This window comes from Nocardia sp. NPDC004711, assembly GCF_053601595.1.
The window spans coordinates 126,453-153,393 of sequence record NZ_JBSGCB010000009.1; the positions used below are offsets into that span (position 1 = coordinate 126,453).

Here is a 26,941-nt window from a genome sequence, read left to right on the forward strand (position 1 = left end):
TCATACGCCAATTCGGTTCACGCCGTATGGAGAACGACGCCCGCCTCACGCAGGGCATCGAGGGTCCGCGGGCCGGCCGGGTGGATCGCCGGGTCGGATGCGGAGCGGTCGGTGACGAACTCGTGCGCCGCGCCCAGCGCGGCCACCTGGCTGAAGGCCCGCACCCCGAGCTTGGTCGCATCCGCCACCACCAGCACCCGCGCCGACTGCGCGATCCCGGCCTGCTTGACCGCGGCATCGTCGAGACAGAACTCCGACCAGCCGTACTCGGCGTGCACCCCGCCGATCGACATCACGAACACGTCGAACGCGAGTGACCCCACCGCCCGCAAAGCCAAAGGTCCGACCAGGGATTGCTCACCGAGCCGGGAACGACCACCCGCCACCAGCAACTCGATCCCGGGACGGTCGGCCAGGCACACCGCGGTCTGCAGACTCAGCGCGGTCACCGTCAACGGACCGCGCTCGGCCAGCGCCCGGGCCACATGCACGGTCGTGGTGCCCGCGTCCAGCAGTACCCGCGACCCGGGGGCGATGAGGGCCGCGACGGCCGCGCCCAGCCGATCCTTGGTCGCGGCCGACCAGCCCGCGCGATCGGCGAACCCGCCCGCCTCGGTCCGCGCCCGGGTCGCCACCGCCCCGCCGTGCACCCGCCGCACCAGGCCGCGCTGCTCGAGCGCATCGAGGTCGCGGCGCACGGTCATCTCCGAAACACCCAGGCGCTGCGCCAATTCCGCCACCGCGGCCCGCTCCGCGCCCTGCACCAGGCGCAGCGTCACATCCAACCGTTCACCGGCATCCACCCCACATTTCTAACAGATACGTGTTCGAATAAACAGAGTAAGGTTCGTATTGCCCGAGGCTGCGCGCTTACCTCCCGAGTAATGGCCTGTGGTGGTTGATCATTCGTACGATCGGCACATGGCGACTCACACGGCAGGCGACCTCCTGCGGCACTGGCGCACCACCCGGCGACTCAGCCAGCTCGAACTCGCCGGCCGCGCCGAAACCTCCACCCGCCACCTCAGCTTCATCGAAACCGGTCGCGCCACCCCCAGCCGCCAGATGCTGCTGCACCTGTCCGACGAACTCGACATCCCCCTGCGGGAACGCAACCGCATGCTCCTGGCCGCCGGATACGCACCCGTCTACGCCGAACCCGAACTCGATACCCCCGCCATGCAATCGGTCCGCGACGCCCTCCGCCGCATCCTCACCGGCCTCGAACCCCACCCCGCCCTCGCCATCGACGCGAACTGGACCATGGTCGACGCCAACGCCGGCATCGGACTGTTCCTCGACGGCATCGACCCCGCCCTGCTGGCGCCGCCCGTCAACGCCCTGCGCCTGACCCTGCACCCCGACGGTTTCGCCCCCCGCATCATCAACCTTGCCGAATGGCGTGGCCACCTCTTCGAACGCCTGCAACGCCAGATCGAAGTGACCGGATCACCCGAACTCAGCGCGCTGCTCGGCGAATTGCGCGCCTACCCCGGCGGCGAGGAATCACCCGGCCTGCCCGAGCCCGAGCAGGCCGTCGTCCCCCTGCGCGTGCGCCTCGACGGCCACGAGCTCGCCTTCCTCAGCGTCACCACGGTTTTCGGCACACCCATGAACGTCACCGTCGCCGAACTCGCCATCGAAGCCTTCCTCCCCGCCGACGCCGCCACCGCCGCACACCTCCGCGACCGCCTCACCGTCCCGGGAACCTGACCCCGCAACCCGATCCGACTAGTCGGTCCGCGCGGGCCGGTCCATACCCCACAATGAGATCCCATGGACGTGCCCGCGCACCTCACCCACCTCACCGGCACACCCATCACCCGCATAGACCACCTCGGCCACAGCCACGCCTGGACCCTCCACCGCGCCCACACCGCCGACGGCCGCACCCTCTTCGTCAAAGCCGTCCAGAACGGCACCCCCTCCGCCGTCCTCACCGCCGAAGCCGCCGGCCTCCGCTGGCTGGCCACCGGCCACCCCACCCTCATCCCACCCGTCGTCGCCGCCGACCCCCACATGCTCGTCCTGCCCTGGCAGCCACCCGAACCCGCCACCCCCACCGCCGCCGAACACCTCGGCCACAACCTCGCCACCCTCCACACCGCCACCCCGCACACCTACGGCGCCCCCTGGGACGGATACATCGCCACCCTCCCCCTGAACAACACCCTCACCACCGGCGACTGGAGCCCCTGGTACGCCGAATACCGCCTGGCCCCTTACGTTTCCGCGGCCGCCCCCGAACTCGGCCGCGCCGGCACCCGCCTCCTCGACCGCGTCATCGACCGCATCGACCACCTCGCCGGCCCACCCGAACCCCCCGCCCGCATCCACGGCGACCTCTGGTCGGGCAACATCTTGTGGTCGGGCGGCCGTGCCGTCCTCATCGACCCGGCCGCGCACGGCGGGCACCGGGAGACGGACCTGGCCATGCTCGCCTTGTTCGGTGCACCCCACCTCGACCGTATCCTGGCCGCCTACCAGGAAGTCACTCCCTTGAGTTCAGGCTGGCGGCAACGGATCCCACTCCATCAATTGCACCCGCTGCTGGTGCATGTGGTGCTGTTCGGTGAGTCGTATCGCGGGATGCTGCTGGCCGCAGCGACCTCGGCGCTGGCGGGGTAGCTGTGCGCCTGTGTTGGGGGATGGGGTCCGGGTACAGGCGGTGGGAGTCCGGCGGTGACGCAGTAGTGGCCCCGGGCATAACGAAAGGGGTTGTCGTAGTGGCGTAGTGGCCGAGAAGCGAAGTCATTCGGCTGCGAATTCTATCCAGGGGGGCCGAGGACCTGGCGGCAATCGACATGACGATCGCGCCCTCGACCGCCGCAAACGTGGTGGTAGCCAGAGCAAGTGCGTCTTCCGGAGCGACACGGTGTGCGACGAGTGCGTGGGCGAGCGTTTGTTCCCAGCGGCCGAATACGTCGGCGGCACTGTCGGCGGCCGTGGGTGTTTCGCAGCGTGCGAGCGCCGCTGCCGCGATCGGGCATCCGGCACCGAAGTCATTGTCGACAAGTCGCTGATCCAATGCTCGATGATCTGGTCGATCATCTGGTGCGGTTCCGATTCTGTCGCCAGCTTCTCGAGGTACGCATATGTTTGCTCACCCGCCCTGCGGGTGGCGAGATCGATCAATTCCGCCTTGCCGCAGGGGAACTGGATGTACAACGATCGGCGCGATGCCCGACTGTGTTCGAGAATCTCCGAGATCGAGGTTCCGATTACGCCTTTGCGCTGCATCAGCGAGATAGTGCTGTCCAGCAGCCTGTTTCGCACTCTCATGGGGTTCCCTTCCCGTGTGGTGTTCGTTCGCGTGCGACAGGTCGGGAACTGCGGTGGCGGTGGGCATCGCGATTGTCCCCGCGATGCCCACCGCCGTAGCCCGGAGTTCTAGATGCATTCGGAAACTGGCTGCCGGGCAGGCGCTTCGGCTTCATCGCTGTTGTCCTGCCAGCTTTCGTGCAGGTCGCGGTTGCGGGTGAAGACGAAACCGATGACCGCTGCGATGCCGAGCAGGACGGCGCCGACCGTCATCATGTTGTTGAGCCCATCGACCACCGCGGTGTGGGCTGCCGATACCGCTCGCGCACCGAGGCCGTTGGGCAATGATGAAAGCGCCGACGACCCGGCCGCCGCCGCGGCCTTCCCCTGATCATGGGCGGCGCTACCGATCTGCTGGCCGATGTCGGAGGCGGCGAAGTGGCTCGCGACGCGGGCTTCGAAGAAGGAGCCGAAGACGGCGATGCCGAGGGCTACGCCTATCTGCTGGAAGGTTTCGCTGACACCGTTGGACATTCCGGCCCGAGCGGGTTCGACAACGTTGATTGCCATCGCCGCGCGGGTGGGGTTGAAGATGCCCATTCCGACGCCGAGGAGCAGGAAGTTGACGAGCAGGGCCGTCCACGAGCTGTCCGATTTCAGGAGCAGTGGCACCGAGATCATGCCGGCGCCGACCGCCAGGGATCCGATGCCGAGCAGCCATCGTGGCGAGACCTTGGCCGTGAGCGAACCCGCGACGCCACCGATCACCATCATGACGGCCGACATCGGCAACAGTCGCAGGCCGGTGGCCATCGGCGAGTGCCCCAGCTCGATCTGCACGAACGACATCAACAGGAAGATCGCGGCCAGCGACGAACCCATGAGCAGCACGGTCACTGCCGCCAGACTGTCGAAACTCACGATCCGGAACAGGGACAGATCCAGCAGGGCACGGGGTCCGAGGCTCCGTTCGATCCCGACGAATACGATCAGCAGGACCGCCGATGCGATGAAGAGACTCACGATCAGAGCGCTGCTCCAACCCTCGGTATTGCCGCGCAGGATCGCGAAGACCAGCATCGCCATCGCTGCGGAGAAGGTCACCAAGCCTGCCCAGTCGTTCGGATGGGGGGTACGGTCACCGCGATCGGGAATTCGCAGCATTCCGGCGACGACCGCGAAGATGCCCAGGGGTACGTTCACCAGGAAGATCCACCGCCAGTCGAGGTACTGGGTGAGGACGCCGCCGACCACGGGACCACCGGCGATGGCCACGCCGTATCCGCCGGCGAAGATACCGAGGGCCTGGGCGCGTTCCTTACCGCTGAATTCCTGGGCGATGAGAGCGGGGCCGATCGCGAACAGCGCCGCGGCGCCGATGCCTTGTATGCCGCGCGAGAGATTCAAACCCCAGCTGTCCCAAGCCAATCCGCAGGCGAGCGAGGCTGCCGAGAACAGTCCGAACCCCAGCAGGAACATCAGCTTGCGGCCGTAGCGGTCGGCCAGTGAACCGGCCGTGAGCAGGAAGACACCGAGCGTGAGCGAGTACGCGTCCAACACCCATTGCAGGTCGGGCAGATTGGTGATCTCGAAGTCGGTTCGCACGCTGGGTAGCGCCACATTGACCGAGGTCAGATCGATCATGAGCATCGACGTCGCCAGGGTGACGATGCCGAGCGTCCACCAGCGGGCGCTGGCGGGTGGAGTCACCGAGGGGATTGGGCTCGGTTTGCCTACATCATGGACTGACATTGTCGTTCACTCTCCGAAGCCGCGTGTCAGTTACGATTTGTTACAGAGGCCATGATCTGTGACCTCCAGCTGCAGCGGAAGAAGGCACTTTCATGTCACAGAGGAACACCGAGGTATCCATGCCCTACGACCTCGAGGACGAATGTCCCTTCCAGGAGGTTCTGGAACGCGTCGCGAGCAAATGGGTCGTGCAGGTCATTCTCGCCAGTACGGAAGGTCCCGTGCGATTCACCGAACTGGAGAGTTCCATCGACGGGATCAGCAGGCGAATGCTCACTCTCACGTTGCGTCGGCTCGAACGCGACGGGCTCATCGAGCGCACCGTATACCCGTGTGTCCCACCGAGGGTCGAGTACATCGCGACAGAGCCCGCTCGCGAACTCGAGGAGGCCTTCCAGGCTCTCGCCGACTGGGCGCTCCGGCACCGCCCCACGATCGCCGCTGCTCGCCGCGCATACGACAACAGGTCCGTCGAGGCGGTCGGGGCGCAATAGGCATCGTCTCGGTGGATCAACGTAGCCGTCGAGGAGCAGTCGTGGGCTAGCGTCGGGGAGTGGAGCTGCAGCGGATTCATCATGTCGCGATCATTGCGTCGGACTATGAGAAGTCGAAGGCGTTTTATACCGAGGTTCTCGGGTTGCGGGTGATTGCGGAGAACTATCGGGCCGAAAGGTGTTCGTACAAGCTGGATCTCGTGTTGCCCGATGGCGGGCAGGTGGAGTTGTTCTCGTTTCCGGAGCCGCCGGCGCGGCCCTCCAGGCCCGAGGCTGCCGGGTTGCGGCATCTGGCGTTCTCGGTGGCGGATGTGGGGGAGGCGGTGGCTGAGCTGCGGGATAGGGGAGTGGCAGTGGAGGAGGTGCGGGTCGATGAGTACACGGGGAAGCGGTTCGTGTTCTTCGCCGATCCGGATGGTCTGCCGCTGGAGCTGTACGAAGCCTGAGGTCAGGGCCTCCGTCGGAGGCTTTCCCAATTGAACATCAAGAAATGGAAATATGCGCATCAACGCATGTTGCTCTATTTTGAACAGACTCCGGCACTCACGACCGCGCACACCTGCCTGACCACACCCATCACCACCCAACCTCGAAGAGGGGAGCGGCTATTCGATGCCGCTCGGTCGCTGGGTTGGGGGCTCCCATACGATGGTCGGTATGACCAAAGTGCTCCTGAAGACCTCCGCCGGGGACATCACCCTGGAACTGGATGAGGCCAAGGCACCCAAGACCGTCGCCAACTTCGTCGACTACGTCAAGGCGGGCCACTACGCGGACACCGTCTTCCACCGGGTGATCCCGAACTTCATGATCCAGGGCGGCGGCCTGACCGCCGACATGCAGCAGAAGGCTGCCAAGCAGACTGTCGAGAACGAGGCCGCCAACGGCCTCAAGAACGACAAGTACACCGTCGCCATGGCGCGCACCTCGGCCCCGCACTCGGCCAGCGCGCAGTTCTTCATCAACACCAGCAACAACGCCTTCCTGAACTACCCGGGCCAGGACGGCTTCGGCTACGCGGTGTTCGGCAAGGTCGTCGACGGCACGGCCGTCGTGGACGCCATCGAGGGTGTGCGCACCGGCAACAAGGCCGGCCACCAGGATGTGCCGGTCGAGCCGATCACCATCCTGTCCGTCGAACTGGTCTGATCAGTCCCTGCGGCAACTGAACAAACGGCCCGGAACCGAATGGTTCCGGGCCGTTGTCGTTGGCGCGTACTGGGTTTCGGGTCAGGCGTCGAGGACGCGGGCCTCGCGTTTGACGACGGGCGGGAGCACGGACCAGGGGAAGTTGATCCACTTGTCGGTGCGTTTCCACACGTATTCGCAGTCGACCTCGGAGTGCGGCTTCTGGTAGATGACCGCGCAGCGCACCTCGGCGACGTGATGGGAGCAGAAGTCGCGCACGAGTTTGAGGGTCTTGCCGGTGTCGGCGACGTCGTCGGCGACCAGGACGGTCGCGCCGGTGAGATCGACGGCGCTGGGGACGGGCGGCAACATGACCGGCATGTCGAGGCGCTGGTCGACGCCGGTGTAGAACTCCACGTTCATGACGTGGAGGTTCTTGACGTCCAGGGCGTAGCCGAGGGCGCCGGCGACGAAGAGCCCGCCGCGCGCGATCGACAGGATGAGGTCGGGTTCGAAGCCGTCGTCGGCGATGGCCTGGGATAGTTCGCGGCTGGCGTCCCCGAACAGGTCCCAGCTCAGTTCCTCGCGATCGCTCATGCCCGACTCCGTTCTGCCCGTTGCGGTGGTCTTCGGATCATACGAGCCGGGTTGCCGGTCGTTGCCCGGTCCGGCGACTCGTTCGGCTCACGGATGGTGGGTGAGGGTGTACCAGAGCAGAGCGAGGGTGCCGAGGGCGAAGAGGGGGACCAGCACCATGGTCTCGATCTTGTTGCCGGTGCGGTCGATGATCGGGATACGCGTGCGGATCTTGAGCGGCCACAGCAGCCGGCAGCCGCGATCGGTGAGGCAGTCGCCGACGAGGTGGGCGAGGGCGCCGAGTCCGACGGAGAAGGGCAGCCAGGCGGGTTTGTCGCTGATCCAGTGGTCGATGGCGAAGGTGCCGCAGACGGCGAGGATGACGACGGTGCCCCAGGACTTGAGTCCGTCGCCGGTGGGTGCGAGACCGAGCGCCTTGACGGCGAGGGCGAGCAGGAAGAACACCAGCGAGAGCGTGAAGTAGCGGCCGAGCAGGTGTTCACCGGCCCAGGTGCCGTAGGTGACGGCGGCGACGAAGGCGAAGGAGTGGGTGCCGTGGCGGTGCCCGCCGGAGATCCACGAGATGAACTTGCACGCGTAGTGCGAGATCGGCCCCAGTACATGGGAAATGGTGCCGGAGGGGTGATCGGCGTCGGGCAGCAGCGCGGCGCCCGCGGTGAGGAAGGTGCCCATCACCAGATCGACGGAGCCGATGGCCCCGGATTGCACTGCGGGATAGGTCAAGACGGTGAACGGTAGCGCCGCGGCCGCCGCCGACCAGGCGAGCGCGCCGCTGGTCGCATGTGAATGTCCTAGCACCGCTTGAAGGTTAGCGGATGTAACCGACAGGTCTTTCCGGCTGCGTGATGCGGCGAGGGACCTTGCCGGGCAGCGGATTCCGGTCGGGCGAGGCAAATATGTTTCAGGACAGTCGGTTTGGTGTGGGGAGTGCGCTCCCGGTCACATTCGGGTGGCCCGTGTGCGGCCGGTCGGCGTCCTGAAATAGTCTCGGATCGATTGCGCTTTCCGCTCAGAGAGGAACGGACATGTCGGTAGCGTCCGCGGTGAAGGATCAGATCCAGACGATCGGTGGGGGATTCATGTTCTCCCGGGAAGCCCGAGCCTTCGCCGACAGCACCGGTGTCCCCGGCTTCATGCCCGGCTACACCCGCGGCCGTGCCGGCGTCCTGGGTGATGTGGATGCCGATGTGGTGACCGCGGCCTTCGGTTTCTTCCGTCCCGAGGCGATCCGGGAGGCGTGGGAGGCCACGGCCTCGATGCCGGCCGCGGCAGCGGCCCAGGGATATCTGGCGGCGTGCCAGAACTTCGGCCGCCGGAAGCTGGCCTCGTTCGAGGACTCCGGGCGCCTGGCCGAGCTGCTACAGCGGGTGGTGGCGGCCGCGAATCCGGTGGGCGCGCCGCTGTTCGCGGGCTGGCGTGCCCTGCCGCAGGCCGAGGACGCGCCGGGCCTGGTGCTGCAGTTGATCCACGTACTGCGGGAATTGCGTGGCGGCCTGCACTTGATCGGCGTGCTGGGTAGTGGGCTGACCCCGTTGCAGGCGGTGCTGATCGCGGGCTCCCCGCTGAAGCCGGGTCCGGATCAGGCCCGCAATTTCGGCTGGCCGGAGCCGTTCGACGAGATCAACGCGGAGCTGAAGGGCCGCTGGATGCAGGCGGAGTCGATCACCGAGGATCTGATCGCGCCCGCGTTCGCGGCCCTCGATGACAAGGAGGGCGAGGAGCTGGTGACGCTGCTGAACGCCTGCCAGCTGGCGGTGTTCGGGGACCGCTGACCCGCTGTCCGGGTGGGCCGGTGAGCCCACCCGGGAATCCTGTTCAGCGGTGCAGGAATTCGAGGGTGACGCGTTCGAAGGCCTCCTTGGCCTCGTACATGACCCAGTGCCCGCACTTGGGGAACACGTGCAGTTCGGCGTCGGGGATCTGCCGCAGCGGGATGAGCGCCATGTCGGTGGGGCATTGGCGGTCGTCGGCGCCCCAGGTCATGAGCACCGGGCTCTTGATCTTGTGCAGCATGGACCAGTAGGGCGGGGTGGGGGAGTTCTCCAGGAATTGCTGTTGCAGCGCAAGTGCTTCGGACCCGTACATGGCCTTGAGGCTGGCCTGCGCGGCGGGTTCGGTGGCCGCGGTCCAGCGTTCCTCGATGAGGCTGTCGGTGATCATCTTGGGGTCGTAGATCATGCAGCGCAGCCAGCGCTCCAGGCCCTCGCGACTGGGTTGGTCGGCGAATTCCGACAGCAGCCGGGTGCCTTCGCTGGGGTTGGCGGCGAGCAGGCTGTGGCCGACACCGCCGATGGCGACGATCTTCTCGGCCCGCTGCGGGTGGTGCATGGCGACATTCACCGCGACGACGCCACCCATGGAGTTGCCGATCATGGCGGCGGAGTCGATGTTCAATGCGTCCATGAACCGGACGACGGAGTCGACGGCGGTCAGGACCGGGTGCCCGGGGACCGGGTCGCTGACGCCGAAGCCCGGGAATTCCAGGACGTAGCAGTGGAAATGGTCGGCGTAGAAGCCGAGGTTGCCGCGGAAGTTGCGCCAGCCGTTGACGCCGATTCCGGAGCCGTGCAGCAGAATCAGAGGAGGACCGTCGCCGGCCTCGTGGTAGCGCAGGACGCCTTTGTCGGTGGTGATCTCGCGTCGGGTGTTCTCGTAGGTGACATCCACGCCACTCACAGTAGAACAGGTTGCAGTTTGGAGGCCGATGGCCGAGTTCGGAATCCCGGTGGGCGAGGTGACCGTCGCCGACGGAGGCGTGGCGACCGCACTCGAAGCGCGCGGACACGATCTGTCCGACGCGTTGTGGTCGGCGCGACTGCTCGTCGACGCGCCCGACGAGATCCGAGCCGTGCACACCGCGTTCTTCCGGGCGGGCGCGGTCATCGCGACCACCGCGAGCTATCAGGCCTCGTTCGAGGGATTCGCGGCGCGTGGAATCGATCGCGACCAGACCGCCCGATTGCTGCGGCGCAGTGTCGCGCTCGCGCGTGCGGCACGAGACGAGATCGACGACGGACGTGAGCGCTGGATCGCCGCCTCGATCGGCCCCTACGGTGCGGCCCTGGCCGACGGTTCCGAATACCGCGGCCGCTACGGGCTTTCCCTGACCGAGCTGAAGCGCTGGCACCTGCCGCGGCTGGAAGTGCTCGCCGAGGCCGGGGCGGATGTGCTTGCGCTGGAGACGATTCCGGACATCGACGAGGCGGAGGCGCTGGCCGGCCTGCTCGACGGGAGTGGCGTGCCCGCCTGGCTCAGCTACACCATCGACGGCGGCCTGACCCGGGCCGGGCAGCCGTTGCGGGAGGCGTTCGCGATCGCCGCCGCGGTTCCGGAGATCGTTGCCGTGGGGGTGAACTGCTGTGCGCCGGACGATGTCGCGGCGGCGATCGCCCTGGCCCGGGAGGTGACGGGGAAACCGGTGATCGTCTACCCGAACAGCGGGGAGAAGTGGGACGCCGGGCAACGGTGCTGGACGGGGGAGGCGCGGTTCCCGGCCGGGCTGGCGGAAGAGTGGGCGGGGCTGGGTGCGGCCATCGTCGGTGGCTGCTGCCGGGTGCTGCCCGCCGATATCGAGCGGCTCGCCGCGGTCGTCGCCGCAGGCTAGGCGACAGACGCCCTGGTCTGCCCAATGATGAATGTTCGCATGCAGACATGTGCATGTACAAACATTTTTTGACGTAGCGAACAAACACAAAAGCGGCCAGGACAGGACGGTGCCGGCTCCCGGCGTATTCGCAGCATCCAGGACCCTGCTTCACAGCGCTCTCACAGTGCCGGTTCGCATGCTGAGGTTCGAGCCCATACCGGGAGCGCCGCGCCCCCGGGTGATCCGAGCGAACAGGAATCAGCATGCCGTCACATCCGAGTCTGCGGGCCGGGCGCACCGCGACCGCGACCCTGCTCGCGGTGACCGCGGCGGGCACGCTCACCGCGACCGCGCTGGCCTACGTCGACAACCACGGCAGTCCTCAGAGCGGCGGCAGCACAACCCAATCCGCCACCCCCGACGCCACCGCGGCCTCCGACGGCACCCCGGCGAATGTCACCACCGACCCCACCCCGGCGTTGCGCTCGGGTACCGGTCGCGTCCACGCCCGATCGAGCGGCTCGTGATCGCCGCCCCCGACCGCACGGCCTCGACCGAATGGCCGGTGTGGAGCACCACCGCGCGCGTGGTCGTCACCGACCCGGCGGCACTGCGCCCGGCCCGCACCCTGATCCGCGCCCACCTCGCCGAGGTCGACGCCGCCTGCAGCCGGTTCCGCGCGGACTCCGAGATCAGCCGCCTGGCGCGGACCGCCGGGCAACCGGTGCGCGTCAGCGCACTGCTCGCCGGACATCTGTATGCCGCCCTCGCGGCCGCCCGCGACACCGGCGGTGATCTCGACCCCACGATCGGTACCTCGCTCATTGCCCTGGGTTACGACCGTGACTTCACGTTGCTGCTCCCGGGCTCGGCTGCCCGGCCGGCCGAGGACCACCCGGATGCGGTAGCTCGGAAGTCCGACTCGCGCACCGGGATCCGTGGCCTCGAGGGCGCGGAACGGGTCACCAAGGGTGAGACCGGAGTCGATCGCCGCGGTGACGTCGGAGTCGGCGGCCGCGGCCAAGGGCCTGCCGGGCTGCGGGTACCCGTGGCGCTCACGGTGCGCCCGGACTGGACGCATGTCAGGCTGGATGGCGATCTGCTGAGTGTGCCTGCCGGGGTGCTGCTCGATCTGGGCGCGACGGCGAAAGCACTTGCCGCCGACCATTGCGCGCAGGTGGTCGCCGATCGGCTCGGCTGTGGTGTGCTGGTGAGCCTGGGTGGTGACATCGCCACCGCGGGCCCCGCACCGGCGAGCGGCTGGCAGGTGCTGGTCGAGGATCGCCCCGGTGAACCTCGTTCCCGCATAACCCTTCCCGCGGGCGCGGCACTGGCCACTTCGAGCACGCTGCGCCGCCGCTGGTGGCGGGGCGGCACTCTGGTGCACCACATCGTCGACCCGCGCACCGGCCTCGCCGCGGATCCGGTGTGGCGGACGGTATCGGTCGCCGCCGGATCCTGCCTGGCTGCCAACACCGCCGCCACGGCGGCCGTCATTCGTGGCCGTGACGCGCTGACGGGTTTGCGCGGCAAGGGTTTTCCGTCGCGGCTGGTGAGTCGCGACGGTGAGGTCATCACCTTGTGTGGATGGCCGCAGGCCGCGTCCGGTGACGACGAGCCCGGAACTCGGGAGAACGGAACCGAATCATGAACCGACTGACCCGAATCGTGAACCGGCCGGCGCGGGCATCCCGGGGAGGTGAATGCTGATGGGGCAGGCGGGGTTCGACGAGGCATTGTGGGCGTTCGGGCGGGGGACGGGCGTCACGGCGCTGGTGGTGCTGACAGTGGCGGTGGTGGCCGGGGTGGTCGCGCGGTCGGGGCGGGTCGTCGTGCTGCCGCGGGCGGGGATGGCGGTGTTTCATCGGGGCGCGGCGTTGACCGCGGTCGGATTGGTGTCCGTGCACGTGGTGAGTCTGCTGGCCGATCCGTGGGCGCAGTTGCGGCTGGTGGATGTGGTGGTGCCGTTCGGCGGGGTGTATCGGCCGGTGTGGGTGGGGTTCGGCACGGTGGCGGTGGATCTGCTCGCCGCGGTGACGGTGTCGGGTCTGCTGCGGCATCGGATCGGCCCGAACGCGTTTCGTGCGGTGCACTGGGCGACGTACGTGTTGTGGCCGGTGGCGCTGATCCATGCGCTCGGGGCGGGGACCGACGCGTTCCGGCCGTGGCTGGTGGCAGTGCTGTTGTTCTGTGCGGTCGCGGTGGTGGCCGCGGTCGGCTGGCGGATCAGCCGGGGATTCACCGAGATCGGTGTGACGGCCGGGCAGGTGGCCCGATGACCGGCGTCGAATCTGGGGGTCGCCGCGCGGTGGCGGTGCGCAGGCTGCTGGCCGCGCAGACGGCTGATCTGGCCGCTCACGAGGCCACGCATGGCCGGTTGCCCGCTGTCACGCGGGAGTTGATCGATGCGGTGGCGGCCGCGGGGCTGCGCGGGCGTGGCGGCGCGGGATTCCCGGTGGCGCGCAAGCTGGCGGCGGTGGCCGGTGGGCGTCGCCCGATCGTGGTCGCCAATGGTGCGGAGGGGGAGCCTGACAGTCACAAGGATGCCGTATTGCTTACTCGCGCGCCGCATCTGGTGCTGGACGGCCTGGTCGCGGCGGCGGCCGCGGTCGGGAGCCGGGACTGCCGGGTCCATGCCTCGGAGGCGGTACTGGAACCGCTGCGGCGGGCACTGGTGGAACGGCGGATGGCCGGGTACCGCGAACCGGCGATCGAACTGACCGCTGCCGCCGAGACTTTCCTGGCGGGGGAGAAGTGGGCGGTCGTGAATCGTCTGTCCGGACGCGCGGCACTCCCGGCCGATCAGGTGGTCTCCACCTCCCGCTCGGGCGTGGGCGGTCGCCCGACGCTGATTCACAATGTCGAGACGCTGGCCCAGCTCGCGTTGATCGCCCGGCACGGCCCGTCGTGGTTCCGTTCGGTCGGGGTTCGGGATGAGCCGGGCACGATGCTGATCAGCTTGTCGGGCACCAGAATCGCCGGTGTTTTCGAGGTTGCGTCCGGTGCCGGGCTGCCGGAGGTGGTCGCCGGTCTCGGCGGCACCGACCCGGCCCGGGTGCGCGCGGTGCTGGTCGGCGGCTGGCATGGCGCCTGGATCTCCGGGTTGGCCCTGCCCGGAGCCGCATTGTCGGCGCAGGGTTTGTGGCATCTGCGTGCCGTCCCCGGCGCCGGGGTGGTGCGGGTGCTGCCGCACGGTGAGTGCGGGTTGCGGGTCACCGCCGAGATCACCGCCTATCTCGCCGCCCAGAGTGCCGGGCAGTGCGGTCCGTGCCGCAATGGGTTGCCCACCCTCGCAACCCGATTCGAGCAGCTGGTCGACGGAGTCGGCGATCCCGCCGAGATCGCCCGGGTGGCCCTGCTGGTCGAGGGCAGGGGAGCCTGTCACCACCCCGACGGGACCGCTCGAATGGTGCGGTCCGCGCTGGAGGTGTTCGCCGACGAGGTGGCTCGGCATCAGCACGGCCACTGTGTAGCGGCCGCACCGGCCCGCACCGGAGCACTGCGATGAGCGAACCGCTTCGCCTGCACATCGATTGGACCCGCTGTGACGGCCGGGGCGTGTGCAGTGAACTGCTGCCCGGCACCTTCGCCCGCGACGACTGGGGATTCCCGCTGACCCGCGATCACCGCGACCCGGTGCTGGAGCGCGCGGATCTGCCCGCCGCGCGGGATGCGGTGCGGCTGTGCCCGCGCCTCGCTTTACGGTTGCTGCCGCTGGCATGATCGGGGGTCGACAGCGTCGGAAGGGGAGAGCATGGCGACGGCGACGGCGGGCCGAATTCAGCGGCTGCGCAGTCTCATCGAGCATCCGCGCACCGGGCAGGCGGAGCGGGCGGCGGCGCAGCGCATGCTGGACCGGTTGCTGAGCAAGACCGGCGGGGGAGCGCACCGGGCCGGCGACCGCACCTACGGTGCGCGCCACGATCGTCCGGGCCGGCACGCGAGCCTGTCCCGTATCGCCGACATGATCGGCGAGGACATCGCCCTGGCCCGCATCCTCACCCTGCCCGACGGCGATGGCGACCTCGCCGCCCGCAGCGCCCTGTGCGACGCCCCCGACCAGCTCACGTATACCGTCGAAACCCCTTACGACGCAGGCATTCTCATCACGGTCGGCAACCTCCCGACCGGGTGGGCCACCGACTCCGACGGCTCGGACACTCCAGCGCTGCGGGCGCTGGTCGAGGAATTGACCGAGCTGATGAACGCCTACGACCACGACGGCACCGATATCGCCCGCCGTTTCTTCGGCCGCGTCCGCATCGAGGCGTCCGCCGGCTAGCATCCCGACACGCACGATGCCCCCGAACCGGGTCGGTTCGGGGGCATCGTCCTACTGGGTTCAGACGGTTGTCGTCACGCCAGGTCGAAGCGGTCGAGCTCCATGACCTTGGTCCAGGCGGCCACGAAGTCGTTGACGAACTTCTGCTTGGAGTCGTCCTCGGCGTACACCTCGGCCAGGGCCCGCAGCTGCGAGTTGGAGCCGAACACCAGGTCGACGCGCGAACCGGTCCACACGGTCTTGCCGGTGGCGCGGTCCTTGCCCTCGTAGGTGCCGTCGTCGGCGGACGACGGGCCCCACTTGGTGGACATGTCGAGGAGGTTCACGAAGAAGTCCGTGGTGAGCGCACCCGGCTTGTCGGTGAGCACGCCCAGCTGCGAACCCTGGTAGTTCGCACCCAGCACGCGCAGACCACCGACGAGCACGGTCATCTCCGGCGCCGACAGGGTCAGCAGGTTGGCCTTGTCCAGCAGCAGGTACTCCGCCGGGATGCGGGTGCCCTTGCCGACGTAGTTGCGGAAACCATCGGCGGCCGGCTCGAGCGCGGAGAAGGACTCCACGTCGGTCAGCTCCTGGGTGGCGTCGCCGCGGCCTGCACGGAACGGCACCTGGACATCGAAGCCGGCGGCCTTGGCGCCCTGCTCGACGCCGACGTTACCGGCCAGCACCACCAGGTCGGCGAAGGAGACCGGCTTGCCGAAGGACTCCTGGATGCCCTCGAGCACCCGGATGACCTGCGCCAGCTCGTCGGGCTGGTTGACCTCCCACCCGGCCTGCGGCTGCAGGCGGATGCGGCCGCCGTTGACGCCGCCGCGCATGTCCGAGCCGCGGAACGACGAGGCCGCCGCCCACGCGGTCGACACCAGCTGCGCCACGGTCAGACCCGACTCCGCGATCTTGGCCTTGAGCGCCGCGACATCGGCGGCGTCGATGAGCTCGTGCTCGACGGCCGGGATCGGGTCCTGCCACAGCAGGGTCTCGGCCGGCACCTCGGGGCCCAGGTAGCGGACCTTGGGACCCATGTCGCGGTGGATCAGCTTGTACCAGGCCTTGGCGAACTCCTCGGCCAGCTCTTCGGGGTGGTCGAGCCAGCGGCGGGTGATCTGCTCGTAGACCGGGTCGAACCGCAGCGACAGGTCGGTGGTCAGCATGGTCGGCAGGTGCTTCTTGGACCCGTCGAACGCGTCGGGGATGATCTCCTCGGCGTTCTTGGCGACATACTGGTGCGCACCGGCGGGCGACTTGGACAGCTCCCACTCGTAGCCGTAGAGGGTCTCCAGGAAGGAGTTGTCCCACTGGGTCGGGGTGGGGGTCCAGGTGACCTCGATGCCGGAGGTGATGGCGTCCTTGCCGACACCGGTACCGAAGGTGGACTTCCAGCCCAGGCCCTGCTCCTCGAGCGGGGCGGCCTCGGGCTCGGGGCCGACATTGTCGGCCGGGCCCGCGCCGTGGGTCTTACCGAAGGTGTGGCCACCCACGATGAGCGCCGCGGTTTCGACGTCGTTCATGGCCATCCGGCGGAAGGTCTCGCGGATGTCGACGGCCGCGGCCAGCGGATCCGGGTTGCCGTTGGGGCCTTCGGGGTTGACGTAGATCAGACCCATCTGGACCGCGGCCAGCGGGTTCTCGAGGTCACGCTCGCCGGTGTAGCGGGCGTCGCCGAGCCACTCGGTCTCCGGACCCCAGTACACGTCCTGCTCGGGCTCCCACTGGTCGACGCGGCCGCCGCCGAAGCCGAACGTCTGGAAGCCCATGTCCTCGAGGGCGACATTGCCGGCGTAGACGATGAGGTCGGCCCACGACAGCTTCTTGCCGTACTTCTTCTTCACCGGCCACAGCAGACGCCGCGCCTTGTCGAGGGAGGCGTTGTCGGGCCACGAGTTCAGCGGAGCGAAACGCTGCATGCCGGCACCGGCTCCACCGCGGCCGTCGTTGATGCGGTAGGTGCCCGCGGCGTGCCAGGACATGCGGATGAAGAACGGGCCGTAGTGGCCGAAATCGGCCGGCCACCAGTCCTGCGAGGTGCGCATGACCTCGACGATGTCCTGCTTGACCGCGGCCAGGTCCAGGGTCTTGAACTCGGCGGCGTAGTCGTAACCCTCGTCCATGGGGTTGGCGACGGCCGGGTTCTTCTGCAGGATGCTCAGATTCAGCTGGTTGGGCCACCACTGACGGTTGGCGTTACCGCCCTCGGCCGGGTCCTTGAGCCGGCCGTGTACGACGGGGCAGCCACCGGCGGGTTCGGTATTGGCTTCACCGATGGGCGGGTGTTCTTCAGGCACGGTGTGTCCTTTCAGTGAGTGATCATCTGAATGATCAGCTAGCTGTCGGCCACGATTGTGGCCGCTACTTGTCTTGTGTCGCAGTAGTTTTCGAGCATTCGGGGCACAGGCCCCAGTAAATGACCTCGGCCTCGTCGAGCGCGAAACCGTTGTCGTCGGACGCGGTCAAGCAGGGCGCGTCGCCCACGGCGCAGTCGACATCGGCGATCACGCCGCACGACCGGCACACCACATGGTGATGGTTGTCCCCGACGCGCGTCTCGTACAGCGCCACGGACCCCATCGGCTGAATGCGGCGAATCAGCCCCGCACTGGTCAGAGCCTTCAATACGTCGTACACCGCCTGGTGTGAAACCCCGCCCAGCGTCTCGCGCACGAACCCCAGGATCGAGTCCGTATCCGAGTGCGGGTGAGTGTGCACCGCGGTCAGCACCGCCAGCCGCGGTGCGGTCACACGCAAAGCGGCCCCGCGCAACATGCGCTCGAAATCCGTAGGCGTGGGCACAACCCGAAGTCTGCCCCTTTTTCTGGAATCAATCAAGTCTTTGGGCCGGATAGGCGCCCAAAAAAATGATCACCCGACGGCAGACCGCGACACCCGGTTGTGCCATCGCCGACCGTGGCTTCCATTCGCCACAACCCTTGGTCTGCGAACAGCGGATGAGCTCGTCGAGGGAAGGGGCTGTCATAGCAAAAGGATGTCAGTGGGCACCGACATCTACGCAACTTTACATAGTGTTGATTATCGGCGTAGTTACGGCATGGTAGTTGATCTTGAACCTGCTTCTTTAACCTGCTGTTGTCCGATCCGGAAAGAGTTGCGTGTGGTCCGTCGAGGGTGCGTGCGCTCCGGATCGGGTGGATACATCCGGGAAAACCTGCGTGTGCGGCGGATTATTCAATGCCTTCTGCATAATTATGCGTCGACATGTTGTGTCACTGTGACGTATGTGACTGTTGGTGCGTGTGTGACTTCGTTCGTGACGTGCAGGTCTTTCCGGATTTCGGCCGCCGTTTTGCTGTTCCGTGCGGTGTCCTGGGGTTTTGATTCTCCGTGGCGTGCAGGGCTTTTCCGGACGGTGTGTGGCGGGCTCGTGCGTGTCGGGTGGGCCGGCGCCGGGACTCGCATGTCTTTCCCGGATTGTCCGGAGTTTGGACTGCTCCCCTGGGTTCCTTTGTTTTGCAACAGTTTTCGCCGACAATAAGTAATTATGTCAATTCGAAGTGTCGACCCCGGCCGACGCGGCCCATGCGTCACTTCGCGTGTCGGCCTCCTTGTGCCGGCTGTCGCGCTTGCTTGTGGATGGATGCGTACGTGAACAATTTCCCGGGCGTGCATTGTGTGTGCCGAGGCTCGCGCGAAGCCCGATGCGGCGATGGGTTGTTTGGCGTGACGGAAGGCATCGGTCGGGGGCTGGTCCTGCCAGTTGGACCCCTGGGGCAGTCTCGGGTGTCCCTTACTCCCCCATTCCCTTACGTCACAGTGACGAACCGCCGCTGATGGGGATGGGGGAACGCGCCCCGTCCCGGGGCCCAGAGCGAGGTGTACAGCCGCGGCGGCAAGTCCGACATCTTCATCCAGGCATCCGATCTCGAAACCGCAATCTGGAAGTGGATCGCGACCAGATGTCGTACGGCGTAACCGCTTTCGCCTTCTGAGGTGCCATTTGTGCTCAGGCTGGCCGGGTTCCGTGAGCGGGGGTTCCTTCGATTGAACGGCGCTGGCGGTGTCCGCGGACGTGTTCGGCCTGGGCGACTTCGGTGAGAGCGGCTTGCGGGACGGCGAGCTCTGACGTTACCCATTCGGGAGGTGTTGGGGCGCGTTGCTGATTGATCGATGCAGCGAGGCGGAGACGTAGGCCCTGGCTACGTAGCATTCTGGTTGCATGTCACCCGTCGGCGAGGCGCTGGATAGTGACGCTGAGCCAGGCTTCGAGGTCGGCGGGGTTGCCGAGTTCGGAGCGCAGGACCCGGCGACGGGTGGAGACGCCGAGCACGAAGGCGTCGATCGCGGCGGCTCTGCTGCGGGCTTCCGCATCGTCGAGACCGGTTTCGCGCAGATAGAGATACAGCGGTTTCAACGAGTTCGTGTCGAGGAAGGCGGCCAGCGCCTCGGCCGCCTCCGGACGCTCGCCGGACGCGCGTTGCAGCACGAGCAGTGGATCCTCCGCCGATGCAGCCGACCAACGCTGGACGATGCTTGCGGCCAGTCGTGTGCCCAACTCGGAACGGTCGCCGTCGAAGGAGTTCGAGACTGGGATCTCCACCTGGGCTGCCGCTAGGAAGAGTCCGTCCTTGCCGCCGAAGTACCGCGTGATGAGGTTGGGTGAGACCCCGGCTGCGTCGGCCACGCCTTTGACCGTGACGGCCGTGTATCCGCGCTGGGCGAACTCGCGCCGCGCGTGTTCAAGGATCCGCTGACGGGTGGCGGCCGCATCGCGCACAATCATGTGTATCAACATACACATCATGTGTATGTTGATACACATGAATGACGAGACGCGGGAACGGCTCAGGCGGACACGGCGGGTGGTGATCCCATGGAGTGAGGACGCAAAACGCGGCCTCGGCGGCACCCGCCTCGACGATCTGCTCGACCGCTGGGCGACCGCCTACGACTGGAGCGTGCACGAGCGCCGCATAGGCGAATTCCCCTGGGAGACAGTGCAGACGGGCAGTGCCGAACTACGAGTTATCCACCAGCGATCTGCGAACCCGGACGCCCCGGCGGTCGTGCTGCTGCATGGATGGCCGGACTCTGTGCTGCGGTTCGAACGCGTCCTGCCCTTGCTTGCGGACATGCACGTGGTGGTGCCCGCGTTACCCGGTTTCCCGTTCGCTCCCCCGCTCACCACGCCCGGAATGTCGGTCAACCGGATCGCCGGGATCATCGCTGACGCCCTGGACGAACTCGGCTATTCCCGTTACACGCTGTCCGGCGGCGACGTGGGCGGCACCGTCGCGGAAGTCCTCGCGGGCGAGCACCCCGACCGCGTCGCCGCCCTGCACCTCACCAACATCGCCCCGCACCGCGCGCTCACCGCCGATCCTGCGACGCTCGCACCAGACGCGGCGGCCTACCTCACACATGCGGCACGATGGTTCCGGACCGAGGGCGGCTATATCGCCATACAGTCGACCCGGCCGAACACCCTTGCCGTCGCCCTCTGCGACTCACCCGCCGGCCTTGCGGCGTGGATTGTCGAGAAGCTGGAATCCTGGTCCGACACTTCGGCTTTCACGCCAGACGAGCTGCTCACCTGGGTCACGGCCTATTGGGTCACCGGCACGATCGGCACCTCGTTCGCCACCTACACCGAGCCGGTCAGCCTGCCCCGCCGCATCGAGACGCCGACCGTGTTGTCGGTATTCCCGCACGACCTCAAACCGGAGCCGCGAACCTACGCCGAGGAGTTCCTGAATATCCGCGACTACGTGAGACACCAGACAGGTGGCCACTTCGCGGCTTGGGAACAACCTCGGTCCTACTGCACCGATCTGCGCCGCGCGGTCGAAGTCGGCAGTTGAAAACCGCTGACCGACCTTCCGAACTCTGCGGTTGTGCGTGGGCGGGCCTCCCGCGTGTTTGGGATTTATCCCGCACCATCAGTCGCAGACGGGATTCGGGCATGCCCGCCGCGTGCAGCACATCGTGCCGAGCCGCGATCAACCCGCGAGGGGCTCCTCGTACTCCCGCGGATACACCGCCTCGTCGGGGTGTCGTGCAGTCGAGCGGCGACGGCTTTCGTCATCCGGCAGTACCCAGCTGAGCAGGCGCATGAACAACCAGGCCGCGCAGCGTATGACCCCGACGGCGATGGCCGCCCACAGGCCGGCCCACACCGCGAGACTCCGGAGAATGACCAAGGTCGCCGCGGCCCAGGGCAGCGCTACCAGTAGGCGGGCGAGTGGCAGCAGTCTCGCCTCGACAAGCGAGAGTCCGCCGAGCCGGTATTCGGGTGTGGCCGAGGGGGATTCGACAGACATGGCAGATCAGCCCTCCGTGCGGGTGAGGCGCTGTGTTGCTAGCGCTCGCGATCACTTCACGCCTGATCTCCGCGGTGGTGAGTGCGACCTCGTGAACGGCGGCGGTGGGGGCGGTGCGCTGTTCCCACTCGACCATCAGCACGTCGTCGAAGGCGTCGCTGAGCGAGTCCGGGCTGTAAGCGCGGTATGCGGCGCGGTGAGGTCCTGCTCGGTCTCGGTGGCCACACGCCGCCACAACGAGCCTCGCCATCCGCATCCGCAAACCGCCATCCAGCGACTTCGCTGTCCGGACGTTCAACTTCTTCTCGGCGGTCGTAGTCGTGGAGCTTGCGGCCGTCGGTGCGTGGCATCCGCGCGAGCAGCTCGTGCACGGTCGCTCCCATCAGATCGGTCATTTCACCTCGCCAAGGTTCACCGACCGGTCGGGCCCGGTTCTGTCCCGAATTCTGCACGACGATCCCGACCGCGCAGCTAATTCGGAGATATCTGCGACCTTCCGTGCCTGAATGCTCTCGATTCGTGCCACCAGCGCGGTGTTCGGACCATTCCGGCACAGGATGTCATTACGGTGCGGTGGATTGGGGTGCAGAGGTGATCGGGTAGCAAGGGAGCTGTGACATGACAGTTCGAATCCATTGGCTACGAAAGTTCCTCGACGAATCGTGCGGGGAACCAGCGGAGATCCCGGTCGGCGCCTTCGGGTTCGGCGACGGACTGCGTGTGCTGTTCCCGGACGGCATAGTGCGGTTCACCTCGGGGATCGACGCCTTCAGCGGCACGGCCCGGGTATCGTTCGCCGATTCGCCCGCATCGGCGCGGCTCGGCATCGGGCGCGATGGTGAAGGTGTCGCTCTGGAGGTGCGGTTGCCCGCACCGGGCGCCTCCGCGCAGCTGCTGGCTCGGTGCGTCGGGTTCGAGGTGCCCGAACTGCCGTGCGGCTTTGCGGAGAGCCTCACGTTGCGACTCGACGACGAAGTGGGCGCGACGCTGCTCGCTGCCGGTGCCGGGACCACGATCGCGCTGTGCGAGAACGGCGAGCGAATCTTCACAGCGAGCGCCGCCGGCTGGCAGGTGCTTTGTATCGACACCGCGCTACCGGTCACCCGGCTGGCTCACTGGGGAATATCGGGAGGCGAAGACCTGTCGCGCACGCTGCTGCCCGACCGGTTCGCCGATGAGCTGCCGCCCGGTTCCTGGCTGCTGCTGCCCGAGCCCGGGCTGTCGCCCCGCCGTTTCCTCGTGCCACTGGTCAGCCCACGTCCAGACACGCCGCTGGATCCGTCCCGGGTGGATGGTCTGGGCCGTCCGATGCCGGTACCCACTGCGCGCGCCCGGCGCACCGGTTCGGTGTTTCGCCCTGCGCGGGCGGTGGCCACCGCCGACGGCTTCGCCCTCCTGGCGGGCACCCGCGCCTCGCTCGAGCGGGGGAACGGCCGATTCGGGCTGACGCTCGGCGAGGACGGCGCCATCGCCAACGTCGAATTCGATTACAGCCCAATGCGCATCGGGGGTGCGCTCGGCTTGATGCCCGCCAGCTCCCCGTACAAGACGGTCATCGGCGGTGTGCTGATGTTTTCGTTCAAGGGGGCCAAGTCGGGCATCTACGGCACCGGTATGGGCGCGTATGTGGTGCCGGAGTCCGGTGCGGCGAACCCTTCCTTGTTTGCGTACGTGGGCATTGGCGGCGACCCTGGCATCGGCATTCCGTGCCTGCGGCTGACCGGCGTGTCGGCGGGATTCGGGTGGAACAGCCGGGTGAGGGTTCCCGAGATCGAGAATGTGAGCACCTTCCCGTTCCTGAAGGCTCTCGACGATCCCGGTGCGATCGGCGCGGGTAAGGGCGATCCGGTCGAGGTGTTGCGCGCGCTCACCGCGGGTTCCGATGCGTGGGTCACGCCTCGCGACGATGAGCTGTGGGTGGCGGCCGGCCTGGGATTCACCCTCGTCGAACTGATTTCGGGCAGGGCGCTGGCGGTGCTGCAGACCGGCGACGAGTTCACCCTCTCCCTGCTGGGCAGCGCCGCCGCGGAATTCCCCAAGGCCGGGTCGAAGAAGTATGCGCGGGTGGCCGCGGATCTACGGGCGGTGCTCAAACCGAACCAAGGTGAGCTCGCCTTCGACATGCTGCTCAGGCCCGATTCGTTCGTCATCGACCCCAATTGCCGATTGCGCGGCGGTGTCGCATTCCGTGCCTGGTTCGGCAGCAGCCCGCATGCCGGCGACTTCGTCTACACCGTGGGTGGATTTCACCCGAATTATCGTGCCCCGCAGCACTATCCGATCGTTCCACGGCTCGGATTCGACTGGGATCTCACCGGTTCGGTGACCATCTCCGGTTCGGCGTATCTGGCGATTACCCCGGCCGCGGCGATGGTGGGCGGTGCACTGGCGGTGCGGTTCCACTCCGGCGTCGTGCGTGCGTGGTGCACAGCCGATATGAATGCCCTGATCCAGTGGAAGCCGTTCTACATCGATGTGGGCATGCGGGTGTCGATCGGCGTCTCGGCCTCGGTGAAGATCATCTTCGTCCGGATCACGATCACTGTGGAAGTCGGTGTGGGCCTGGCGATCTGGGGTCCGCCGACCGGCGGCCAGGCGAAGGTGAAGCTGTGGTTCATCTCCTTCACCATCAACTTCGGCAACGGCCGTGCCGGGGCGAGCAATGAACTCGACTGGGCCGGGTTCTCCGCCATGCTCCCGCCGGCGAACAACAACGTGCGCATCCTGCCGCAGGCCGGGCTGCTCGCGGAGCAACATCCAGGAACCCGCGACGGGGACGACTACTGGGAGGTGTCGGCCAGCGGATTCACCTTCGACAGCGACACCACCGTTCCGATCACCAGGGTCCACCTCGGAAAGTCGGACGGCACCTTCGAACTCGCCGAAACGGGCAGCACCGTGAATCTGCGGCCGACGAAATGGCGCGGCGTCACCTGCAATCAGCGGGTCACACTCACACTCGGCGGCGACCGCCGCGATCTCGGCGCCTGGACGCGGTCGCGGCGGATGGCGGCGATATCGGCCGAGTTGTGGGGTTCCGGTAATTCCGGCAGCCTCCCCTCCGGCGACGACCAATTGGTGAAGAACCAGCTGCTCGGCGTCGAATTGACCTCGCCCGCACCGCAATACGGCACCTCGACCGGTTTCATCGACGAGCGGGCCATCAGCTTCGACACCGTCACACCCGACGGCCGCCAGCCGTTGGACCCCGACGGCGGGCCCATCGGCGCGACCCCGAGGCGGCCCGGCGACGTCATCACCACCATTGCCACCACAGTCGCCGCGACGCCGCAGACCGATGCCCGGCGGCGGCTGGCGGGACAGCTCTCCGCACTCGGCTTCGACCTGGGCCAGATCGATTCCGACCTGTCCGGGTACGCCCGTGCCTGCCAGACGGCCTTCACGGCCGAACCGATGCTCGTCGGCTGAGAGAGGCGATCGGCACATGCCTACCACCCACTATCGCACCAGATTTCTCGACCACCGCATTCCCTCGCTCTACGCGGGCGACTACCGCCTCACCGTCGAACAGACGATCGAGACTGTCGCCGCGCTGCAGACCCGCACTCAGCGGTTCGGTGTGCGTGGGCCACGATTTACGTTGGGCGACTCCGAGATTCATGCCTGCTACCCGGTCCCGGGCGCGGTCGGCAAATACAGCCAGGTCCTGCCGCACATCACCCTCGACAGCGCCGGTCTGCCGTGGGCTCGGTTGCCGAAGGGTGCGCAGGATGGCATTCCTTGGGTATTCCTGCTGGTGTTCCGGGCGGGGGAACTGCCGGCCGACCCGCAGGCCATCGGCGAGGTGACGGTCTCCACGGTCGCCCAACTGCTCGACGGGGCAGCCGGACCGGGCACACCGCCCACCATCGACAAGCTGATGGACGGCGAAGCCGAAATAACCTGTTGCAGTATCCATGTGTCGGCAGCTCTGTTCGACAGGATCCGCCCGACGTTGGCCGAGGCGGCGCTGCTGGCGCATATCCGAGAGGGCGGGCGGCCCGATGCCAGCCATGTGCGCGGCACCGATCCGGAGCCGGTACTCGAGGACCTCAACGCTGTGATCGTCGGCAATCGCTTCCCCGCCGCGACGGCCACCCGCCATGTCGTGCACCTGGTTTCGGTGGAGGGATTCGAGCCGTATATGCAGAGCGCCGCGCCGGCTGCGGGCCTGCGCATGGTGTCGCTGCACGCCTGGTCGTTCGAGACGCTGGACGACGACGGCATCGGATTCGGTGAGCTGGTGGCCAATCTGGCGGCAGAACCGGACCCGGTGTTGCGACTGCCGGTACCGCCGGGCGACCTCGACGGCGATGCGCGGCAACGCCTTCACAGCGGTGCGACGGTCCTGCCCCAACGTCTGGAGTCCGGAGAACGCAGCATCGGGTTCTACCGTGGTCCGTTTACCGCCACACCGGCCCGGCCGCTGCCGCCGCCGCGTGATCCCCGGCTGGATTCCAGCGGCGAGGCGCTCATCTACCTGAAGGAGTGGGGCGTTTTCGATACCGGTTATGCGAGCGCATTCAGTCTCGGACGGACCCTGGCCCTGGCCGACGCGCCGTTCCGGAATCGACTGCTGGAGTTCCGCCAGGCGGGCCGCCGAGCCGTGCGCCGATTGGCCGTGCATCCGGAACTGGTTGCGGGGCGCGGGGTTCGGGAGGCCGGGGCAGCGTTGCACGAAAATCAGGTGCGTCGCGCGTTCGATCGTCTGCTGGAGTCTCGGCTTCCGGCGGCGCTGGCTCGCAGTGGCGCCGAGTTGTCGACCGCGCCGCGGCGGCCGGCAGCCCGCACGATACTGGGCAACGGCGCGCTGTCGGCACTGCGGGCGGAAGGATTGTGCGCCACGGTGTCCGGCGAGCACAGCGGGGCGGTGCTGCGGTCGGCGCTGCGCGAGGAACTGGACCCGGTGCAGGAGTGGCTGAGTCGGCTCACGACGCTGCAGATGATGCCGTTCGACCATCTGGTGCCCGACCCGAGAATGCTTCCGCCGGAGAGTATTCGGTTCTTCCATATCGATTGCGCGTGGGTGCGGGCGGCCGTCGACGGTGCGTTGAGTGTCGGTGTCGGCCATGCGTTGGACGAGGATTTGAATGCGCTGGCGGCCGGGGTGCCTGCGCCACCGGCCTGCGGTGTGCTGATTCGGTCGGTGCTGGTGCCGAATTGGCCTCGCACCATCTACACGGCTTTCCGCGGTGACACGGAGCTCGAGCCGGTGCACCGGACCACCTTCGGCAGCAATGTGCTCATGCTGATGTATCCGGACACCCTCGACACCTTCACCATTGCCGAGCCGCCGCAGGGCCTGTACTTCGGTGTCGGCGATCTCGGCACCATCGACCTGCGCAAGCTCAGCGGGGTCATCGGCGAGTACATCGCAGAGTTCCCGGATCCGCCCGGTTTCGGCCAGTTCCTGCGGCCCTCGCACGATGTGCTGGATGTGGCGGGCAAGCTGGTGCCCGCGCTGGCCGCCGCACACCGGCTGTCCACCCTGACTCCGGCGCAGTTCGCACTGCAGATGCTCAAAGCGCCGCAGCTGCAGACCTTCGCGTTCGACCGACCCTGATCGATACTT

At 67.4% G+C, this 26,941-nt stretch carries 25 protein-coding genes and 2 pseudogenes; 16 read left to right on the forward strand and 11 right to left on the reverse strand.

All coding sequences use genetic code 11. From position 1 onward, the window contains the following. Positions 1–17: 17 nt before the first annotated feature. Positions 18–803, reverse strand: coding sequence for a DeoR/GlpR family DNA-binding transcription regulator (locus ACWEKS_RS11070; protein ID WP_452339908.1), 786 nt, complete (start codon positions 801–803; stop codon positions 18–20). 118 nt (positions 804–921) lie between these two features. Between ACWEKS_RS11070 and ACWEKS_RS11075 the strand changes: the two genes are divergently transcribed. Next, complete coding sequence (locus ACWEKS_RS11075; RefSeq protein ID WP_452339909.1) at positions 922–1,713, forward strand: helix-turn-helix domain-containing protein; 792 nt, start codon at positions 922–924, stop codon at positions 1,711–1,713. 63 nt (positions 1,714–1,776) lie between these two features. Continuing rightward, positions 1,777–2,628 carry a fructosamine kinase family protein gene (locus tag ACWEKS_RS11080; RefSeq protein WP_452339910.1) on the forward strand — a complete coding sequence of 284 codons (852 nt, stop codon included), beginning with the start codon at positions 1,777–1,779 and terminating at the stop codon, positions 2,626–2,628. Positions 2,629–2,821: 193 nt separating this feature from the next. Here the strand turns inward: ACWEKS_RS11080 and ACWEKS_RS11085 are convergent. From ACWEKS_RS11085 to ACWEKS_RS11095, 3 genes and pseudogenes are all read right to left on the reverse strand, one after another. Continuing rightward, positions 2,822–3,028 (reverse strand): annotated as a pseudogene (locus tag ACWEKS_RS11085) (LmrA/YxaF family transcription factor); the annotation flags it as partial. A 158-nt stretch (positions 3,029–3,186) separates the two neighbouring features. Then, a pseudogene (locus tag ACWEKS_RS11090) lies at positions 3,187–3,282 on the reverse strand (hypothetical protein); the annotation flags it as partial. 108 nt (positions 3,283–3,390) lie between these two features. Beyond that, positions 3,391–4,971: an MFS transporter gene (locus tag ACWEKS_RS11095; RefSeq protein ID WP_452339911.1), complete on the reverse strand. Its 1,581-nt coding sequence runs from the start codon at positions 4,969–4,971 to the stop codon at positions 3,391–3,393. 134 nt (positions 4,972–5,105) lie between these two features. On the opposite strand from ACWEKS_RS11095, the gene ACWEKS_RS11100 reads away from it, so the two are divergent. From ACWEKS_RS11100 to ACWEKS_RS11110, 3 genes are all read left to right on the forward strand, one after another. Then, positions 5,106–5,507: a winged helix-turn-helix transcriptional regulator gene (locus ACWEKS_RS11100; protein WP_379380661.1), complete on the forward strand. Its 402-nt coding sequence runs from the start codon at positions 5,106–5,108 to the stop codon at positions 5,505–5,507. 59 nt (positions 5,508–5,566) lie between these two features. Further along, positions 5,567–5,953 (forward strand): SMU1112c/YaeR family gloxylase I-like metalloprotein, encoded by a 387-nt coding sequence (gene gloA2 / locus ACWEKS_RS11105; protein ID WP_452339912.1) that lies wholly within the window; start codon positions 5,567–5,569, stop codon positions 5,951–5,953. A gap of 211 nt (positions 5,954–6,164) precedes the next feature. Continuing rightward, entirely contained in the window at positions 6,165–6,656 is a 492-nt protein-coding gene (locus tag ACWEKS_RS11110; protein WP_379396555.1) for a peptidylprolyl isomerase, read from the forward strand. Positions 6,657–6,737: 81 nt separating this feature from the next. On the opposite strand, the gene ACWEKS_RS11115 is transcribed toward ACWEKS_RS11110, so the two are convergent. Beyond that, positions 6,738–7,232 carry a phosphoribosyltransferase gene (locus ACWEKS_RS11115; RefSeq protein ID WP_452339913.1) on the reverse strand — a complete coding sequence of 165 codons (495 nt, stop codon included), beginning with the start codon at positions 7,230–7,232 and terminating at the stop codon, positions 6,738–6,740. Between the two features lie 87 nt (positions 7,233–7,319). Further along, positions 7,320–8,030 carry a metal-dependent hydrolase gene (locus ACWEKS_RS11120; RefSeq protein WP_452339914.1) on the reverse strand — a complete coding sequence of 237 codons (711 nt, stop codon included), beginning with the start codon at positions 8,028–8,030 and terminating at the stop codon, positions 7,320–7,322. 227 nt (positions 8,031–8,257) lie between these two features. Between ACWEKS_RS11120 and ACWEKS_RS11125 the strand changes: the two genes are divergently transcribed. Then, entirely contained in the window at positions 8,258–9,004 is a 747-nt protein-coding gene (locus tag ACWEKS_RS11125) for an SCO6745 family protein (protein ID WP_452339915.1), read from the forward strand. 43 nt (positions 9,005–9,047) lie between these two features. Here ACWEKS_RS11125 and ACWEKS_RS11130 read toward each other — a convergent pair whose 3' ends face one another. Further along, positions 9,048–9,899, reverse strand: coding sequence for an alpha/beta fold hydrolase (locus tag ACWEKS_RS11130; protein WP_452339916.1), 852 nt, complete (start codon positions 9,897–9,899; stop codon positions 9,048–9,050). Positions 9,900–9,936: 37 nt separating this feature from the next. On the opposite strand from ACWEKS_RS11130, the gene mmuM reads away from it, so the two are divergent. The 7 genes from mmuM (at position 9,937) to ACWEKS_RS11165 (ending at position 15,100) form a co-directional block, all read left to right on the forward strand. Beyond that, complete coding sequence (gene mmuM, locus ACWEKS_RS11135) at positions 9,937–10,836, forward strand: homocysteine S-methyltransferase (RefSeq protein ID WP_452339917.1); 900 nt, start codon at positions 9,937–9,939, stop codon at positions 10,834–10,836. Between the two features lie 245 nt (positions 10,837–11,081). After that, positions 11,082–11,345 carry a hypothetical protein gene (locus ACWEKS_RS11140; RefSeq protein ID WP_452339918.1) on the forward strand — a complete coding sequence of 88 codons (264 nt, stop codon included), beginning with the start codon at positions 11,082–11,084 and terminating at the stop codon, positions 11,343–11,345. Then, positions 11,342–12,469: an FAD:protein FMN transferase gene (locus ACWEKS_RS11145; RefSeq protein ID WP_452339919.1), complete on the forward strand. Its 1,128-nt coding sequence runs from the start codon at positions 11,342–11,344 to the stop codon at positions 12,467–12,469. Before ACWEKS_RS11140 ends, ACWEKS_RS11145 begins: the two co-directional genes overlap by 4 nt. A 58-nt stretch (positions 12,470–12,527) precedes the next feature. After that, entirely contained in the window at positions 12,528–13,097 is a 570-nt protein-coding gene (locus ACWEKS_RS11150; protein WP_452339920.1) for a ferric reductase-like transmembrane domain-containing protein, read from the forward strand. Further along, positions 13,094–14,326 (forward strand): NADH-ubiquinone oxidoreductase-F iron-sulfur binding region domain-containing protein, encoded by a 1,233-nt coding sequence (locus tag ACWEKS_RS11155; RefSeq protein WP_452339921.1) that lies wholly within the window; start codon positions 13,094–13,096, stop codon positions 14,324–14,326. Before ACWEKS_RS11150 ends, ACWEKS_RS11155 begins: the two co-directional genes overlap by 4 nt. Further along, positions 14,323–14,541, forward strand: a complete 219-nt coding sequence (locus ACWEKS_RS11160; RefSeq protein WP_379380697.1) for a ferredoxin — start codon at positions 14,323–14,325, stop codon at positions 14,539–14,541. The genes ACWEKS_RS11155 and ACWEKS_RS11160 overlap by 4 nt, the downstream gene beginning before the upstream one ends. 31 nt (positions 14,542–14,572) lie before the next feature. Continuing rightward, positions 14,573–15,100 (forward strand): hypothetical protein, encoded by a 528-nt coding sequence (locus ACWEKS_RS11165; RefSeq protein WP_452339922.1) that lies wholly within the window; start codon positions 14,573–14,575, stop codon positions 15,098–15,100. A 74-nt stretch (positions 15,101–15,174) separates the two neighbouring features. On the opposite strand, the gene katG is transcribed toward ACWEKS_RS11165, so the two are convergent. From katG to ACWEKS_RS11180, 3 genes are all read right to left on the reverse strand, one after another. Continuing rightward, on the reverse strand, positions 15,175–17,382 hold the full coding sequence (gene katG / locus ACWEKS_RS11170; RefSeq protein ID WP_452339923.1) for a catalase/peroxidase HPI: 2,208 nt from the start codon (positions 17,380–17,382) through the stop codon (positions 15,175–15,177). Between the two features lie 64 nt (positions 17,383–17,446). Then, a complete protein-coding gene (locus ACWEKS_RS11175) occupies positions 17,447–17,860 on the reverse strand; it encodes a Fur family transcriptional regulator (protein WP_379381392.1) in 414 nt (137 codons plus the stop codon). Positions 17,861–19,271: 1,411 nt separating this feature from the next. Then, complete coding sequence (locus ACWEKS_RS11180) at positions 19,272–19,826, reverse strand: TetR family transcriptional regulator (protein WP_452339924.1); 555 nt, start codon at positions 19,824–19,826, stop codon at positions 19,272–19,274. Between the two features lie 43 nt (positions 19,827–19,869). On the opposite strand from ACWEKS_RS11180, the gene ACWEKS_RS11185 reads away from it, so the two are divergent. Next, entirely contained in the window at positions 19,870–20,910 is a 1,041-nt protein-coding gene (locus tag ACWEKS_RS11185; RefSeq protein ID WP_452339925.1) for an epoxide hydrolase family protein, read from the forward strand. Between the two features lie 138 nt (positions 20,911–21,048). On the opposite strand, the gene ACWEKS_RS11190 is transcribed toward ACWEKS_RS11185, so the two are convergent. Next, positions 21,049–21,369 carry a hypothetical protein gene (locus ACWEKS_RS11190; RefSeq protein ID WP_452339926.1) on the reverse strand — a complete coding sequence of 107 codons (321 nt, stop codon included), beginning with the start codon at positions 21,367–21,369 and terminating at the stop codon, positions 21,049–21,051. 618 nt (positions 21,370–21,987) lie between these two features. Between ACWEKS_RS11190 and ACWEKS_RS11195 the strand changes: the two genes are divergently transcribed. Together ACWEKS_RS11195 and ACWEKS_RS11200 are read left to right on the forward strand one after the other, a co-directional pair. Then, the gene (locus ACWEKS_RS11195) at positions 21,988–24,798 is read left to right on the forward strand and encodes a DUF6603 domain-containing protein (protein WP_452339927.1); all 2,811 of its coding nucleotides are present in this window, start codon (positions 21,988–21,990) and stop codon (positions 24,796–24,798) included. 16 nt (positions 24,799–24,814) lie between these two features. Continuing rightward, positions 24,815–26,932, forward strand: a complete 2,118-nt coding sequence (locus ACWEKS_RS11200) for a hypothetical protein (protein WP_452339928.1) — start codon at positions 24,815–24,817, stop codon at positions 26,930–26,932. Positions 26,933–26,941: the final 9 nt, after the last annotated feature.